This is a genomic window from Pseudomonas turukhanskensis (genome assembly GCF_027922365.1).
GTDB classification, from domain to species: Bacteria; Pseudomonadota; Gammaproteobacteria; order Pseudomonadales; family Pseudomonadaceae; genus Aquipseudomonas; species Aquipseudomonas turukhanskensis.
Genome location: NZ_BSFN01000006.1, coordinates 137,837 through 152,737, shown reverse-complemented (window position 1 = coordinate 152,737; position 14,901 = coordinate 137,837). Strand labels below are relative to the sequence as shown.

Here is a 14,901-nt window from a genome sequence, read left to right as displayed (position 1 = left end):
GCCGACCGTCGCGGTTCTCATTTTTCCCGCCAGAATCGACCTTCTTTACGCAAGCCGCCGGCCGGCGCAAAGGCACCCAGGCGAAGCCGTACAGCGCCGTGCTCCACACTGTCGTATACAGCCAGGCCAAGGGCCTGATAACGGGCCAGCACCTGTGGGTGTGGATGCCCGTACGCGTTGTGTGCACCGCGTGAAACCAGCACCGAATGGCTGGCCAGGCCGCGCAGGAACGCCGCTGAAGAGGACGTGCGACTGCCATGGTGCGGCGCCTGCAACCACTGAACCTGAATGTCGGGATGAGCGGCCAGCCAGGCCGCTTCGGCCGGTACATCGATATCGCCGGTGAGCAGCAGGCGCTCGCCGCCGGCATCGATCAGCAACACGCAGGACGCCTGATTGCCCGAGGTCGCCTTTGCCCAACGCCAGGTTTGAAAGTGCACACCATCCCACTGCCAGCGGGCGCCGCTGGTACAGGCTTTCGCCTGCAGCGCGGGAGGCAGCTCGTCGGGCTCGCCACTCACTACTTCGGTCACCACCAAGCCACGCTGCACGGCCAGGGCGCCGCCGGCGTGGTCGTTGTCGGCGTGGCTGATCAGCATTCGGTCCAGCCGTGCTATGCCCAGGCTGCGCAAAGTCGGCACCACAAGACGTTCGCCGCTATCGAAGTCACCGTAGCGTGGACCGGCGTCATACAGCAGCGTGTGTTGACGGGTGCGGACCACAATGGCTAGCCCCTGCCCCACGTCCACTTGCAGAACCTCGGCCAGCCCCTCTGGCACCGCGTGCTGCGGCGGATAGAACAAAGGCACCAGCATGGCCAGGCCCAGCGCACGGACCGGCACACCGGTCGGCGCCACTACCAGTAGCGCGCCCGTTGCGCCAAGCGCCCAAACCCATGCTGGCACCTGCGGTGCTTGCCAGGCAGGTTGCCAGTCGGCCAGAAGCCCGAGCAGGCGAAACAGCACCTCCAGCAAACCGCCCGCCAGTTGCAGCATGCCTTCACCCACCCAGGGAATGGGCAATGCCAACGTGCCGAACAGCGCCAGCGGCACCACGGCCAGGCTGACCCAGGGCACCGCCAGCAAATTGGCGAGTGGCGCGCTAAGGCTGATGGGCAAGCCAAGGCCCAGTAATAAAGGCAACAGGCCGATGCTCATCGTCCACTGTGCCCGCCCCCAGCTACGCCACCAGGGCCAGGCACCCAAGCGCCCGCCGAACACCCAGACCAATATCGCCACCGCACCGAACGACAGCCAGAAGCCGGGTTGCAGACTGGCCAGCGGCTCGGCCAACAGCACCAGATCAATAGCCAGCAGTATCGGCAACGCTACGCCCAGGTGGCGAAAACGCAGACGCCAGATCAACATCAGCAGCAACATCACGCAGGCACGTTGTACGGGCACCTGAAAGCCAGCGAGTACGCCGTAACCCAGCGCACCGACCGCGGCCAGAAAACAGGCCGACGGTAACCACGGCAGACGTTGCGGCCACAGGCCCAGACGCGCCAGACCGGCCACCAGACCATAGAGCAGGCCGGCAAACAGGCCGATATGTTGCCCGGAGATAACCAGCAGGTGCACGGTGCCGGTGTCCTGCAACGCGCGCCAGTCGGCACTCGACAGCCCCGAGTCATCGCCCAGCACCAGCGCCGCCAGGCCGCCTTCGCGACCGAATGCCTCGACTGCCAGCAACCGCTGGCGCAGTTGGTCGCGCCAGGCCAAGGGGCCAGCGGCCGCACTGAGGCGTTCGCCCTGTTTGACCGTGCCCAAGGCGCCAATGCGCTTGGCGAGCAACCAGGCTTCGTAGTCAAACCCTTGCGGATTGACCAGGCCTCGTGGGCGCTTGAGCTTGACCGCCAGGCGCCAGGTTTCGCCGGCCTTTACGGCTGGGCCGCCATGCCAGGTGACGCGCATGCGGGCAGGTAGCACGGCGCGGCGGGCGCTGGTTTGCTCCAGCTGAAAACGCACCACACCGCCGCTCTCGGCCGGCAGGCCCACCACCCGGCCCTGCAACCAGCGAGTCTGACCGTCGAGCGCTGGGCTTAGCCGATCCTCAAGTGCGCTCTGCGCCGACCAGCAGGCCCAGCAAAAACCCAACAACGCCAACCCCAGGGGCCGGCGCAGATGCGATTGCCAACCGCCCAGCAACGCCAAGGCACCCAGTACCGCCAGTACCGCCAATAACCAGCCCGGCGGCAACGCCGGCAGCCAGCGCAGCGCAACCAAGCCCAGCGCGAGCGCGAACATCCCTGTACGCATTCTTTACTGCTCCTTGAAGCGCCGCCTTACGTCGCTTTGAGCAAACCGGCCGCGCTTATTTGTTGTCACAAAGTCAACGTATAACGCCCGAACAATCGGGGCATAATCCGCCTTTTTCCGCCTGCCAGAGATGCCTATGCCGCGCCGCCTGTTCAAGCGCTACATGCCCAACCCCGAGCTGATACGCGAGCACAAGTCACTGCGCTTTCTCGGCACGCTGATGCATGACCCCAACCTCTGGCACCTCAATCGTCATTCCGTTGCGCGCGCCATGGCCGTCGGCTTGTTCGCAGCCTTCATACCCCTGCCTCTGCAAATGCTGATAGCCGCTTCTTTGGCCATTCCGATGCGCGCCAACCTGCCGATCTCAGTCGGCCTGGTGTGGCTCACCAATCCCATCACCATGCCGCCGGTGTTTTACTGCACCTACAAGCTCGGCTCGTGGGTGATGCAAGTGCCGGTCGGGGAGATCACCACCAACGTGTGGCCGCGTATCAGCCACTTTTTCGAAGCGCCGTCTTGGGAGCTGATTCAACTGTTGTGGAAACCGATTCTGGCGCCCTTTCTACTGGGCTCGTTATTGGCCGGGCTGATTGCCGGGGCCTTGGGCTATGTGCTGACCATGCTGTACTGGCGCTGGTGGGTGCGCAGTAGCTGGAAGAAACGCCAGGCCAGACGGCGGGAAAAATTAGCTGGCTGATCCAGCGTACTCACTCCAGCCCAGGTAACGCCGCATAACGCGGCGTTTTTTGTTTGGCGCTATCGGCGGGCGGCCCGGCCGCCGATTCCACCCGCAGAGCGTTGGATTTCTGCTCGCGGTTGTTTATCCCTCCGATGCCTCAGGCCGAACCTGCTGGGCCGCGTTGCAGTGCGAGCTGACAGCAGCGCCCTGCTCGTCTCTCGACACTGACCAGGTGGAGAACACTCTCCCGACCGTCGTTCTCGACGGCTATCTGGCCCGGGTTTCTGGATCGCGCCGGAACAAGCCCGTGCTCGCGGTGGCTTGAACGGCACATCGACCCGTGGCGCATCATAAGGACGGACTCGATATGAATATGCTGCACGCGTCGCTCAATCGTTTTGCTGCCCGCAGCCTGCTAGCGCTTGCGGTAACCGCTGGCCTGCAGCAGGCCAATGCCTTCTCCAACAACCACATAATTCCCGACGGGCAGGTACCGCATTGGGCCGGATTTGCGTTCACCGACTATACGGAGTTGACGAACTGTGCGGCGATCCGGCTCACGCCTCGCATAACCATCAGCGCTCGAGACTGCCTATCTACCGACTACAGTCGCCTGTACTTTCCCGCAGACCTAAGTTATGTCGGGGGTTACACCGGCGTGAATTACGACGGACCTGACAGCAATCATGCCGAGCTAGGCAACCTAAGCCTGTATCTATCGGATCCACTGGGCCCAGGTGCAAACATTCTTAGTTATGAAGAAGAAAAGCGGGCGCTGGTGGATGGCAACGAAACGTTAACCATCGGCGCACCGATGGTTCTGTATGGCGGCACCGTGGCGCCTACCTTTGATGCGAGAAAGGTTGCCACCAGCGCCTCGTATGTCAATCGTATCGGTCCGGTAGGTGCTCGCCCGCTGATCTTTCGATCAATCCCCAAGTACCGCCAGCTGGAACCAGAACGGTTCAACCCGAGCGTTTCCAATGCGCTCTTCTCTGCTGATGCTTTGGACTTTTTCGCCCAGCGCAAACTTAGCGATGAACAAATAAACAGCATGGTGTTGCTGACCGCAGGGCTGCAGAACGATGCGGGCGATGGGTTTAGCACACCGATTACCAGCGACGACACCGGCAGCGGGATTTTTTATCAGGCGCCGGACGGAACGCGCGCGCTGGTGGGTATAACCTCGACCACAACCGTTCACACACGCCTGAGCCACTACTGGCCTTGGGTTTTTAACACCATGATCGCTCACAACATTCGCGACGACGCTATTACGTTCAGTCAGCGAGTACTGGGAACCGGAAGATGGGGCAGCAACGACCGCAAGGGCAAGATTGGCGAGATTTACGTTTACGACAATCCATACACCAAGGATGTTGAGTTTTTCCGCCTGGTGGGTTTGGGGCCCGATCAGCGCTATTGGTATTTCCCCACCCACAAAGGTAACAACCAGTACTGGCAGTATATGGGCACTGATTTGCCCAGCTTTGAAGAAGCTACGCAACCGATGCGCACATGGGGCGAAAACGACCGCCTGGGCCAATTGGGCGATACCTACAGGTATGCCAACCCTTACACCAAGGAGATCGAGTATTTCAAGTTGGTGCGTCTGGGCCCTGACCAACGCTACTGGCACTTCCCGACCAACAAGAGCAACAACCACTATTGGCAATACCTGGGCACTTCGTGGCCGAAGCCTACTACCGGGACCAGCAGTTTCTAAAGCACAGCTCTAACAAAAACGCCGCCTTTTCAGGCGGCGTTTTTGTTTCAGCGTCAAGGCTGCAACTTACTCGTAGCGCAGCGCTTCGGCCGGCTGTATTTGCGCCGCTCGCCAGGAGGGGTAAAGCGTGGCGAGAAAGCTCAGCACAAACGCCACGGTGCAGATCAGCACCACATCCGGGCTTTGCAGGTCGGACGGCAAGTTGCTGACGAAGTACACATCGGAACTGAAAATATGCTGCCCGCTGATGCGCTCCAGCCAGCCCACCACGGCGCTGACATTCAATGCCAGCAGCACGCCGAGCAAGCCGCCTGCCACGGTGCCGATCACGCCGATCACCGTGCCCTGCACCATAAACACCGCCATGATTTGCCCCGGGGTGGCGCCGAGGGTGCGCAGAATGGCGATATCGGCCCCTTTATCGGCCACCACCATGATCAGAGTGGCGATGATATTGAACGCAGCCACGGCCACGATCAGCGACAGCAGCAGACCGATCATGGTCTTTTCCATTTTCATGGCGCTGAACAGGCTGCCCTGGGTCAGGGTCCAGTCGCTTGGGCGATAACCCTCACCCAGCTGTTTAGCCACATCGGCCGACACCTGCGGCGCCTGGTACAAGTCTTTGAGCGCCAGGCGCACGCTTTGTACCTGGCCGCTTTGCATGCGTTGCAGTTGAGCCGCATCGGCCACGTTGATCATCGCGAGCGAGCTATCGAGCTCGGCGCCCACTTTAAATACACCCACAACATTCAAGCGCTGCATACGCGGGGTAATGCCACCGGCAGCGTTGCTCAGTTCGGGAATAATCAGGGTCAGCACGTCGCCTACGTTCAGACGAAAACGCCGTGCGGTGATCTCACCCACCACCACGCCGAACTCGCCGGGCTTCAGGTCGTCCAGCCGGCCCTGCACGATGTGCTGGCCAACGATCGATACCTTGGTTTCTTCCTGCGGGTCGATGCCGTTGATTTGTACCGGCTGCATTACGCCTTTGTACGACAGCATGCCCTCGAGTTCGGCAAACGGTACCGCGGCGGTTACCTGCGGGTTCTTGCGCGCCTCGGCGGCGATCTGGCGCCAGTCGGAAATAGGCTGCGTGCCGGTGATGGTCGCGTGCGGCACCATGCCGAGAATCCGCGAGCTCATTTCCCGCTGAAAGCCGTTCATAACCGACAACACAGTAATCATCGCCATCACGCCCAGGGCCAGACCGATCATCGAGGCCAGGGAAATAAACGAGATGTACTGGTTGCGGCGCTTGGCGCCGGTGTAGCGCAGGCCGATGAAGATGCTGAGCGGGCGGAACATCAGACAGCCACCAATTTGCCGTCTTCCAGACGCCAGATCCGGTCCATTTGTTCGGCCAGCTCCAGAGAGTGGGTCACCACCAGAAAGGCGGTTTTGGAGTCGCGGCTCAGCTCCAGCATCAGGTCTTGAATGCCTTGGGCGGTGTGGTGGTCGAGGTTGCCGGTGGGCTCATCAAGCAGCACCAGGCCAGGGTTGTTGACCAGCGCCCGGGCAATTGCCACACGCTGACGCTCGCCGCCGGAAAGCTCGGCCGGTTTGTGCGCCAAGCGGTGGCCCAGGCCCACACGGGTGAGCAGCCTGGTTGCGCGCTCGCGTGCTTCGGGAATGCCGACCTTGCCGATCAACAGCGGCATGCACACGTTTTCCAGCGCGGTGAATTCCGGCAGCAAGTGGTGGAACTGGTATACGAAGCCCAGCGCCCGGTTACGCAGCAGGCCGCGCTTTTTCTCGCTCAAGGCGGACAGTTCTTCACCGGCCAGCCAGACGCTGCCGGTGCTCGGGGTGTCGAGGCCGCCGAGCATATTCAGCAACGTGCTTTTGCCCGAGCCGGAGCTGCCGACAATGGCCACGCGCTCGCCGGGGTGCAGTTCCAGCTGCAGGCCGGACAGCACGACCACCGATTGCGGGCCCTCGTCGTAGCTTTTGCCCAGGTTGCGGCAGCTCAGCACGGCTTTATTGGATGTGGTTTGCATGGCGACATTACTCATAACGCAGGGCCTCCGCAGGCTGGGTGCGCGCCGCGCGCCAGGCCGGGTAAAGAGTGGCGAGGAAACTCAGCAACAAGGCCGCGCCGCACACCTGCAGCACGTCCTGGGCCATCAATTGCGAAGGCAGGTAGTCGATGAAATAGACATCGGCATTGAGGAACTTGAACCCCAACAGTTTCTCGATACCGGCGATCCAGCTGCTGATATTGAGCGCGGCAATAATGCCCAGCACGGCGCCGATGAGGGTACCGACCACGCCAATCACGGTGCCCTGCACCATGAATATGCGCATGATCTGCCCGGGCGTTGAGCCCAGGGTACGCAGAATGGCGATATCACCTTTCTTGTCGGTCACCACCATCACCAGGGTGGAAATGATGTTGAACGCTGCTACCGCGATAATTAGCAGCAGCAACAGGCCGATCATGGATTTCTCCATGCGGATGGCCTGGTAGAGGTTACCTTGCGAGCGGGTCCAGTCGCGGGCGACATAGTTGCGATCACCCAACTGCCCGGCGATCTCCCAAGCAACCCGCGGGGCCTGGAACAGATCGTCGAACTTCAAACGCAGGCCCTGCACCTGGTTGGGCTTCCAGCGGTGCAGGCGGCCGACGTCGTGGATATTGGCCAGGGCCATATAGCCGTCGATTTCCCCGGCGCCGACGTGAAAGATGCCGGCTACGGTAAAGCGTTTAAGGCGCGGAAACAGGCCGGCGGGGGTGACCGTCACATCCGGGGCCACAAAGGTGACCTTATCGCCCACCTTCACGCCGAGCTTGGTGGCCGCCTTGTCGCCGATAAGCAAGGCAAACTCGCCCTGCTTGAGGTCGGCCAGGCTGCCTTGCAGGAAGAATTTGTCGATGATCGAGACCTTGGCCTCTTCCGCTGGGTCGACGGCGTTGATCAACACCTTCTGCACCTTGCCATCGTTGGTCAGCAACCCTTGCATCTGGCTAAAAGGCGCAACCGCCACCACCTGGCGGTGCTTGAGCACCTTGTCGGCCATGGCGTGCCAGTCGCTGATAGGCTCGTAAGCCTCCACGGTGGCATGGGGCACCATGCCCAGCACGCGGGTGCGCATTTCATAGTCGAAGCCATTCATCACCGACAGTACCACGATCATCACCACCACGCCCAGGGCGAGGCCAATCATCGAGGTCAGGGAGATGAACGAAACAAAGTGGTTTCGGCGTTTGGCACGGGTATAACGTGCACCGATAAAAACGGACAGCGGTCTGAACATAGAAGGAGAGTATTCGCTGCGAAGGAAGGGGCATCCTGCTGTACACAGTCCAACAGTGATTAGGCAACAGTGGCGAGGCTCGGCTTGCGGCCTTACACTTCTGACACACTGTGCGGAGCTCTGGCTCTGACAACCACCGCTGCCATGGGTTCGCCATGACGTCTAACGATGCAAGTGATCGCCGCGAATACTATCGCATCAACGATACGATCGCACTGGAATTCAGCCTTCTGTCAGGCGCCGAAGCGGTGGCCAGCGAAGCCCTGCACGACGACTCCCCGCTGTTCAATCTGCTCAGCGATCTGCACCTTTCAGACTTCGAATCGCAACATTTGCTGCGCCATATCGGCGAGCGTGATCGCACGCTGGCCAGCTACCTGAAGGTGGTGAACAAGCGTATCGACTTACTGGGGCAAGCGCTGGCGCAGAACCTGGTACGCGAAGTCGGCGCGCCAAAACGGGTGACGTTGTCCGAGGGCGGCGTGAGTTTCGAACACCCCCAGGCCGTTGCCGTGGATAGCCATCTGGCCATCAAGATGGTGCTGATGCCCCAGGCGCTCGGCTTGCTGTTGCGCGGCCAGGTGGTGCATTGCCGCCAACAGGAAAACGGCCAGTTCGAGATTGGCACCGAGTTCGAAGCGTTGACCGACGCACAGCGGCAATTGCTGGCCCGGCATATTCTGCAAAAGCAGGCGATGGAACGTCGCCAGGCCCGAGAAACATCCAGCGACTAAGCTGCTGGTAGCCCTTCGAAGAAGACCCTAAATGCACAGCCCTACTCTGTTGTTAAGCCTGCTGCTTGGCCTACTGCCCCTGGCAGCACACGCTGACACCCTTGAAATTCCCCTTGGCGAGCAAGGTGCGAGCAATACGCCGCTGCCGGTGCGCGGCCAGTTGCAGCGCAGCGTGCTCGACCAGTTCGGCCTGCCGGACGAAGAACACAAGCCGGTCGGTAATCCGCCGATCACCCGCTGGGACTACCGCGATTTCAGCGTGTATTTCGAAAACACCCATGTGGTCGACGCCGTTCGCCACTTTCAGCCGCGTGCCGCCCAACCGGCGCCCGCCGCCACCCCACCCGCTTCCAACTAAGCACAACCCCAGCAAGGAGCAACCGTGACCCTGATCTACGGCCACCGCGGCGCCAAGGGCGAAGCACCGGAAAACACCCTCGCCAGCTTCCAGCAGTGCCTCAAGCACGGCGTGCGCCGCTGCGAACTGGATCTGCATCTGTCCCGCGATGGCGAGCTGATGGTGATCCACGACCCAACCCTCAAACGCACCACCGGCCACCGCGGCAAGGTGGTGGAGCATGACGCCGCCGAACTGGTGACCTACGACGCCCGCAAAGGCGGCCCGGGTGCGGTGCAACCCACGCCCATTCCGCGCCTGGCGGAGCTCTTCGAGAAATGCGATTTCGAGCACTGGCAGTTGGAAGTGAAAAGCGCCTCGCGGGTACGTGCTGCGCGTACCGTGCTGGCCATTCGTGCGTTGGCCGAGGAATACAACCTGTTGGACAAGGTGACGGTCACCTCAAGCTCGCGCGAAGTGTTGCGCGCGCTGGTGCGCCTGACGCCGGACCTGGCCCGCGGCCTGGTGGCCGAGTACGCCTGGCTCGACCCACTGAAAGTGGCGCAGAACTACGGCTGTACCCTTTTGGCGTTGAACTGGACGCTGTGCACCCCCGAACGTCTGCTCAAAGCGCAGAAGCAAGGGCTGCATGTATCGGTGTGGACGGTCAACGAACCGGCGCTGATGCGCCGGCTCGCCGACTTTGGCGTGGACAGCCTGATTACAGACTTTCCCGGTTTGGCCAGCGCCACTCTCGCGAATCGCTGAACCCGAAACAGTCCGCCTCCCCGACCGGCTCAGGCCGCCGGTCGGTGCCGCTCAAAAAAGCCGGTTGAGGCCGTCGAACGCCGCCACCCGATAGGCTTCAGCCATGGTCGGGTAGTTGAACGTGGTGTTGACGAAGTATTTGATGGTATTGGCTTCACCCGGCTGGTTCATGATCGCCTGGCCGATATGCACAATCTCCGAGGCCTGATAGCCGAAGCAGTGCACGCCGAGAATCTCCAGAGTTTCGCGGTGGAACAGGAGCTTGAGCATGCCCACCGGCTCGATGGCGATCTGCGCCCGCGCCATGCCTTTGAAAAAGGCCTTGCCCACTTCGTAGGGGATTTTTGCCGCGGTCAGTTCCTGCTCGGTTTTACCGATGGAGCTGATTTCCGGAATTGTATAAATGCCGGTCGGCACGTCGTTAACAAAGCGCCAGCTGCCATTTTCAATAATGCTGCCAGCGGCGGAACGGCCCTGGTCGAACGCGGCACTGGCCAGGCTTGGCCAACCGATTACATCGCCCGCGGCAAAGACGTTGGAGACGCTGGTGCGGTAGCTCTCGTCCACTTCGACCTGGCCACGGCTGTTGACCTTGATGCCAATGTTTTCCAGGCCCAGCTTGTCGGTGTTGCCGGTACGGCCGTTACACCAGAGCAAGGCGTCGGCCTTGATCTTCTTGCCGGACTTGAGGTGCAGCACCACGCCGTTGTCCATGCCCTCGATGCGCTCGTATTCCTCGTTGTGGCGCACCAGCACATTGTTATTGCGCAGGTGATAGCTCAAGGCATCGGAGATTTCGCCGTCGAGGAAACTCAGCAGTTGGTCGCGGTTGTCGATCAGGTCGACCAATACACCGAGGCCGCTGAAGATCGAGGCGTATTCGCAACCGATCACGCCGGCGCCGTAAATGATCAGGCGGCGCGGGGTGTGGCTCAAGGTGAGGATGGTGTCGCTGTCGTAGACGCGTTCGTGGTGGAAGTCGATATCGGCCGGACGATACGGGCGCGAGCCGGTAGCGATGATGATCTGCGAGGCCACCAGCTTTTCCACTACGCCGTTGGGGCAGACCACTTCGATGGTTTGCTCATCGGAAAAGCTGCCAGTGCCGTAGAACAGGTCGACGCGGTTGCGTGCGTAGTAACTGGTGCGCGAGGTGACCTGCTTGGAAATCACTCGCTCGGCGCTTTTGAGCACGTCCGGGAAGGAGAACCAACGCGGCTCACCAATCTGGCGAAACATCGGGTTGGTGTTGAACTGCATGATCTGCCGAACCGAGTGACGCAGCGCCTTGGACGGGATGGTGCCCAGGTGCAGGCAGTTGCCGCCCACCTCGCGACGGTTGTCGACCACCGCCACTTTTTTCCCGGCCTTGGCAGCGTTCATTGCTGCGCCCTCGCCCGCCGGGCCCGAACCCAATACCACCACGTCGTAGTTGTAGACCGCCATGTTCACTCCTCTGGAACAGCTTAAAACTGCTGCGCAGCTTACCTGCGACTTTGTGTTGCGCACATTAGCGATTGGTCGCTACGTAGGCGAGCGTTGAATGCACTACATCGCGAGTTACTACCTTTTCATGCCAACTCGGTTGGTCCCCTCGCCCCAACGGGGAGAGGGCTAGGGTGAGGGGGGACGTTGATCTGCTTGCACGCTCAGCAAAGCCCCTCTCCCCCAGCCCCTCTGCCGCACGCGGGAGAGGGGGACTAATCGGCGCCAACTTGTTGGGTAAAGGCCGCACTAGCCTGACTCTGAAAACCGTTTGCCGTGCGGCTGACAAACAACGCCGCTATGCCGTGTTCTTGGGCAAAAGCAAAACCGCGTTCCGGGCCCAGCACCATCAGTAAAGTCGATAGTCCGTCGGCGCGCAGGGTCGAGGCGTCGAGCACCGTCACTTCGGCCAACTGATGGGTAATGGGCGCGCCGGTGCGCGGGTCCAGCGTATGGGAATAACGCTGGCCGTTGCGCTCGAAATAATTGTGATAATCGCCCGATGTCGACACGCCTAAACCGTCCAGCTCAAGCACCTGCTCGGCCACCTGAACGTCTTCGCGCGGCGCCTCAATGGCGACTTTCCACGGCGTGCCGTCAGGCTTCTTGCCGGCGGCTTTGAGTTCGCCGGTAACGTTCAGCAGGTAGTTGTCGATGCCCAGCGTGCCGAGCAAGGTGGCAATGCGGTCCACCGTGTAGCCGGCAACGATGCTGTTGAGGTCCAGTTGCAGGGCGATGTCTTTGCACAGCTGTTCACCGTCCATGCGCAGATACGCTTGCCCGACCAAGGCCTTGGCCGCTGCAATCTGCTCGGCCGTCGGCACCTGCTGACCACGCGATTGCGGGCCGAAACCCCAGAGGTCCATCAGCGGCTCGACGGTGATATCAAAGGCGCCGTCGCTGTCTTGCCAGAGCACGTTGGCGAACGTCACCAGGTCGCGCACAGGTTCGGTCATGCGCGCGCAACTGCCGGCGGGCAAGCCGTTGAAGCGGGATAAAGCGGAGTCGGCGCGCCAAGTGGACATCTGCTGGTCGACTTCGGCCAACACCGCTTCCACCTGAGCCTGCACCTCGGCCTGGCCAGGCGTCTGGCTGCCGGCCACATACTTGATGGAGTAGTGACTGCCCATGGTCGGCCCGCCGAACTCCTCGACCTGTGGGCCACAACCGGCCAAGGCCAACAGGCAAACCAGAACAGGCAGATAGCGACGGGACAAGGCGGCACTCGACGGTCAAAGCAGGCGAGCAAGGATAGCGCGCAGGCGCTGCACTCGACAGCGGCGTTTGCGACCAACACCTGGTAGCACCCGGCAACAGTGACAGGCAAACAACTGTCATCGCCAACGTCGTATGCTGGCCGGGATTTGTTCCCATGAGCACCGCCATGCGCCTGACCTTCGCCCTGTTGTTCCTGCTATCAAGCCATGCCCTGTGGGCCAGCGAGCCTTTGCAGCAAGCGGCCTTCCCCGCCGAGCGCGACCACCTGCAGCTAAAGACCCAGACGGTGCTCACCTACCTGTGGGTGGACTTGTATGCCGCCGCGTTTTACACCGATGCCGGCGTCAGCCCGCGTGATGCCGTAGGCCAGATGCGCGACCAGCGCCTGGAGCTTTACTACTTGCGCGCCATAGACCGCAACGACGTGATTAAAGCCGCCTGGGCAACCCTCGAACGGCAACAGCCGCCGGAAAAGCTGCACGCATTGCGCGCCGAAATTGAACCGATGGAAGCCAACTTCAAGGACATCCAGCCCGGCGACCGCTATGCCCTCAACTACAGCGCCGAGGGTGGGCTGGTGTTGGAGCTAAATGGCAAGCAGGTGTATCGCAACCACAATGCCGAGTTTGCGCGGGCGTACCTGGGACTGTGGTTGGCACGGGATGGGCTGTCGGACGACCTGCGCGAACAATTGCTCGCTACTGAGTAAGTGCCAGGCGCCCGATTCTGGATTTCCGCCTTCGCGGGAATGACGGTGAGAGAACGGACAACCTCTGTCGTCTTCGCGAAGGCGGGGGCCCAGAGTTTTGGATGGAAAGGCGTTGGACGACAAAGCGTTTATCCATAAAAAAAGGGAGCCCAATGGGCTCCCTTTTTTATGCGCTAACCGCTGATTACTGCGGGAAAGCCGGTGGATTCACATCCGCCATATCTTCCATCACACGCACAACCTGGCAGCTGTAACCGAATTCGTTGTCATACCAGACGTACAGCACAACGCGGTTGTCGTTGCAGATGGTGGCTTCAGCGTCAACCACACCGGCAAAACGCGAACCGACGAAGTCGGTGGAAACCACTTCCAGCGAATTGACGAAGTCGATCTGGCGATGCAGATCCGAGTGCAGCGCCACGTAGCGCAGGTACTCGTTCATCTCTTCACGGGTGGAAGCTTTTTCCAGGTTCAGGTTGAGGATGGCCATCGACACGTTCGGTGTCGGTACGCGAATGGCGTTACCAGTCAACTTGCCAGCCAGTTCCGGCAGGGCTTTGGCAGCGGCTGTGGCAGCACCGGTTTCGGTGATCACCATGTTCAGCGGCGCGCTGCGACCACGACGGTCGCCCTTGTGGAAGTTGTCGATCAGGTTCTGGTCGTTGGTGTACGAGTGAACGGTTTCGACGTGGCCGTTGACGATGCCGAACTTGTCATTCACCGCCTTGAGCACCGGCACGATGGCGTTGGTGGTGCACGAAGCGGCGGAGATGATCTTGTCGTCCGGGGTGATTTCACCGTGGTTGATGCCGTGCACGATGTTTTTCAGCTTGCCTTTGCCCGGTGCGGTCAGCACCACGCGGTCAACGCCTGGGCACGCCAGGTGCTGGCCGAGGCCCTCGGCGTCACGCCATACACCGGTGTTGTCGACCAGCAGGGCATTGCTGATGCCGTACTGGGTGTAGTCGACTTCTTTCGGGTCTTTGGCGTAGATGATCTGAATCAGGTTGCCGTTGGCGGTGAGGGTGTTGTTTTCCTCGTCAACGGTGATGGTGCCGTTGAACGGACCGTGTACCGAGTCACGACGCAGCAGGCTTGCGCGTTTCACCAGGTCGTTGCTGGCGCCTTTGCGCACAACGATGGCGCGCAGACGCAGGCCGTCGCCACCACCGGTTTTCTCGATCAGGATGCGCGCCAGCAGGCGGCCGATACGACCGAAGCCGTACAGCACAACGTCGGTGCCTTTGCGCGGGGTGCCGTTTTGCTTGCCAACCACGCTCGCCAGTTCGTCACGCACGAACTGCTCGATGGCGCGGCCATTGCCTTCGGCTTTGAACTTGACCACGAGCTTGCCCAGGTCAACCGAGGCGGCGCCCAGTTTCAGGATGCTCATTTCCTTGAGAACAGCGAAGGTCTCGTGAACCGAGAGTTCGCTTTCGTCAGATTGGCGGTGACGGGCAAAGCGGTGGGCTTTGAGAATCTGGATGACCGAGCGATTGATCATGCTGCGGCCGTAAATCGAGGTCACCACATTGTTATTGCGGTAGAGCTGACCAATCAGCGGAATCATCGCCTCCGCGAGTGCTTCACGATCAATCCATTCACCAAGACACTGATCAGGCTTCTGAGTCACGGGCAATACCTTTAACAAGTATGTAGGGGCTGAAAAAACGGGCTACATTATGACGGCCTGTGCAACCGGCGGCAATCTGCAGCGGACGAA

13 protein-coding genes are annotated in these 14,901 nt (G+C 61.0%); 6 read left to right on the top strand and 7 right to left on the bottom strand.

Translation table 11 applies throughout. From position 1 onward, the window contains the following. Positions 1 to 17: 17 nt before the first annotated feature. Positions 18 to 2,258, bottom strand: coding sequence for a DNA internalization-related competence protein ComEC/Rec2 (locus PKE98_RS12725; protein ID WP_271195664.1), 2,241 nt, complete (start codon positions 2,256 to 2,258; stop codon positions 18 to 20). A 136-nt stretch (positions 2,259 to 2,394) separates the two neighbouring features. On the opposite strand from PKE98_RS12725, the gene PKE98_RS12720 reads away from it, so the two are divergent. Both PKE98_RS12720 and PKE98_RS12715 read left to right on the top strand, forming a co-directional pair. Then, entirely contained in the window at positions 2,395 to 2,958 is a 564-nt protein-coding gene (locus PKE98_RS12720; protein WP_271195663.1) for a DUF2062 domain-containing protein, read from the top strand. A gap of 349 nt (positions 2,959 to 3,307) precedes the next feature. Continuing rightward, positions 3,308 to 4,666 carry a hypothetical protein gene (locus PKE98_RS12715; RefSeq protein ID WP_271195662.1) on the top strand — a complete coding sequence of 453 codons (1,359 nt, stop codon included), beginning with the start codon at positions 3,308 to 3,310 and terminating at the stop codon, positions 4,664 to 4,666. A gap of 66 nt (positions 4,667 to 4,732) precedes the next feature. Here the strand turns inward: PKE98_RS12715 and PKE98_RS12710 are convergent, their stop codons facing one another. From PKE98_RS12710 to PKE98_RS12700, 3 genes are read right to left on the bottom strand one after another with little or no spacing between them, the layout of a single operon-like run. Continuing rightward, a complete protein-coding gene (locus PKE98_RS12710) occupies positions 4,733 to 5,977 on the bottom strand; it encodes a lipoprotein-releasing ABC transporter permease subunit (RefSeq protein WP_271195661.1) in 1,245 nt (414 codons plus the stop codon). Further along, positions 5,977 to 6,669: a lipoprotein-releasing ABC transporter ATP-binding protein LolD gene (lolD, locus tag PKE98_RS12705; RefSeq protein WP_271195803.1), complete on the bottom strand. Its 693-nt coding sequence runs from the start codon at positions 6,667 to 6,669 to the stop codon at positions 5,977 to 5,979. Before lolD ends, PKE98_RS12710 begins: the two co-directional genes overlap by 1 nt. A 7-nt stretch (positions 6,670 to 6,676) precedes the next feature. Further along, positions 6,677 to 7,927, bottom strand: coding sequence for a lipoprotein-releasing ABC transporter permease subunit (locus tag PKE98_RS12700; protein ID WP_271195660.1), 1,251 nt, complete (start codon positions 7,925 to 7,927; stop codon positions 6,677 to 6,679). A gap of 155 nt (positions 7,928 to 8,082) precedes the next feature. Here PKE98_RS12700 and PKE98_RS12695 point away from each other — a divergent pair, with 155 nt between their 5' ends. From PKE98_RS12695 to PKE98_RS12685, 3 genes are read left to right on the top strand one after another with little or no spacing between them, the layout of a single operon-like run. Continuing rightward, a complete protein-coding gene (locus tag PKE98_RS12695; RefSeq protein ID WP_271195659.1) occupies positions 8,083 to 8,661 on the top strand; it encodes a PilZ domain-containing protein in 579 nt (192 codons plus the stop codon). Positions 8,662 to 8,692: 31 nt separating this feature from the next. Then, positions 8,693 to 9,019 (top strand): phosphodiesterase, encoded by a 327-nt coding sequence (locus PKE98_RS12690; RefSeq protein ID WP_271195658.1) that lies wholly within the window; start codon positions 8,693 to 8,695, stop codon positions 9,017 to 9,019. A gap of 24 nt (positions 9,020 to 9,043) precedes the next feature. Next, complete coding sequence (locus PKE98_RS12685) at positions 9,044 to 9,766, top strand: glycerophosphodiester phosphodiesterase (protein ID WP_271195657.1); 723 nt, start codon at positions 9,044 to 9,046, stop codon at positions 9,764 to 9,766. Between the two features lie 51 nt (positions 9,767 to 9,817). Here the strand turns inward: PKE98_RS12685 and sthA are convergent, their stop codons facing one another. Both sthA and PKE98_RS12675 read right to left on the bottom strand, forming a co-directional pair. Next, positions 9,818 to 11,212 (bottom strand): Si-specific NAD(P)(+) transhydrogenase, encoded by a 1,395-nt coding sequence (gene sthA / locus PKE98_RS12680; RefSeq protein WP_271195656.1) that lies wholly within the window; start codon positions 11,210 to 11,212, stop codon positions 9,818 to 9,820. A 254-nt stretch (positions 11,213 to 11,466) separates the two neighbouring features. Then, complete coding sequence (locus PKE98_RS12675; RefSeq protein WP_271195655.1) at positions 11,467 to 12,468, bottom strand: FAD:protein FMN transferase; 1,002 nt, start codon at positions 12,466 to 12,468, stop codon at positions 11,467 to 11,469. Positions 12,469 to 12,623: 155 nt separating this feature from the next. Between PKE98_RS12675 and PKE98_RS12670 the strand changes: the two genes are divergently transcribed. Beyond that, a complete protein-coding gene (locus PKE98_RS12670) occupies positions 12,624 to 13,178 on the top strand; it encodes a chalcone isomerase family protein (protein ID WP_271195654.1) in 555 nt (184 codons plus the stop codon). Between the two features lie 184 nt (positions 13,179 to 13,362). On the opposite strand, the gene PKE98_RS12665 is transcribed toward PKE98_RS12670, so the two are convergent. Next, the gene (locus tag PKE98_RS12665; RefSeq protein WP_271195653.1) at positions 13,363 to 14,811 is read right to left on the bottom strand and encodes a glyceraldehyde-3-phosphate dehydrogenase; all 1,449 of its coding nucleotides are present in this window, start codon (positions 14,809 to 14,811) and stop codon (positions 13,363 to 13,365) included. Between the last annotated feature and the right edge of the window lie 90 nt (positions 14,812 to 14,901).

Bases quoted from the DNA above. Each gene is read 5' to 3' on its own strand.
- sthA (WP_271195656.1), bottom strand. From the start codon at position 11,212: ATGGCGGTCTACAACTACGACGTGGTGGTATTGGGTTCGGGCCCGGCG.
- PKE98_RS12720 (WP_271195663.1), top strand. From the start codon at position 2,395: ATGCCGCGCCGCCTGTTCAAGCGCTACATGCCCAACCCCGAGCTGATA.
- lolD (WP_271195803.1), bottom strand. From the start codon at position 6,669: ATGCAAACCACATCCAATAAAGCCGTGCTGAGCTGCCGCAACCTGGGC.
- PKE98_RS12700 (WP_271195660.1), bottom strand. From the start codon at position 7,927: ATGTTCAGACCGCTGTCCGTTTTTATCGGTGCACGTTATACCCGTGCC.
- PKE98_RS12725 (WP_271195664.1), bottom strand. From the start codon at position 2,258: ATGCGTACAGGGATGTTCGCGCTCGCGCTGGGCTTGGTTGCGCTGCGC.
- PKE98_RS12670 (WP_271195654.1), top strand. From the start codon at position 12,624: ATGAGCACCGCCATGCGCCTGACCTTCGCCCTGTTGTTCCTGCTATCA.
- PKE98_RS12695 (WP_271195659.1), top strand. From the start codon at position 8,083: ATGACGTCTAACGATGCAAGTGATCGCCGCGAATACTATCGCATCAAC.
- PKE98_RS12710 (WP_271195661.1), bottom strand. From the start codon at position 5,977: ATGTTCCGCCCGCTCAGCATCTTCATCGGCCTGCGCTACACCGGCGCC.
- PKE98_RS12690 (WP_271195658.1), top strand. From the start codon at position 8,693: ATGCACAGCCCTACTCTGTTGTTAAGCCTGCTGCTTGGCCTACTGCCC.
- PKE98_RS12715 (WP_271195662.1), top strand. From the start codon at position 3,308: ATGAATATGCTGCACGCGTCGCTCAATCGTTTTGCTGCCCGCAGCCTG.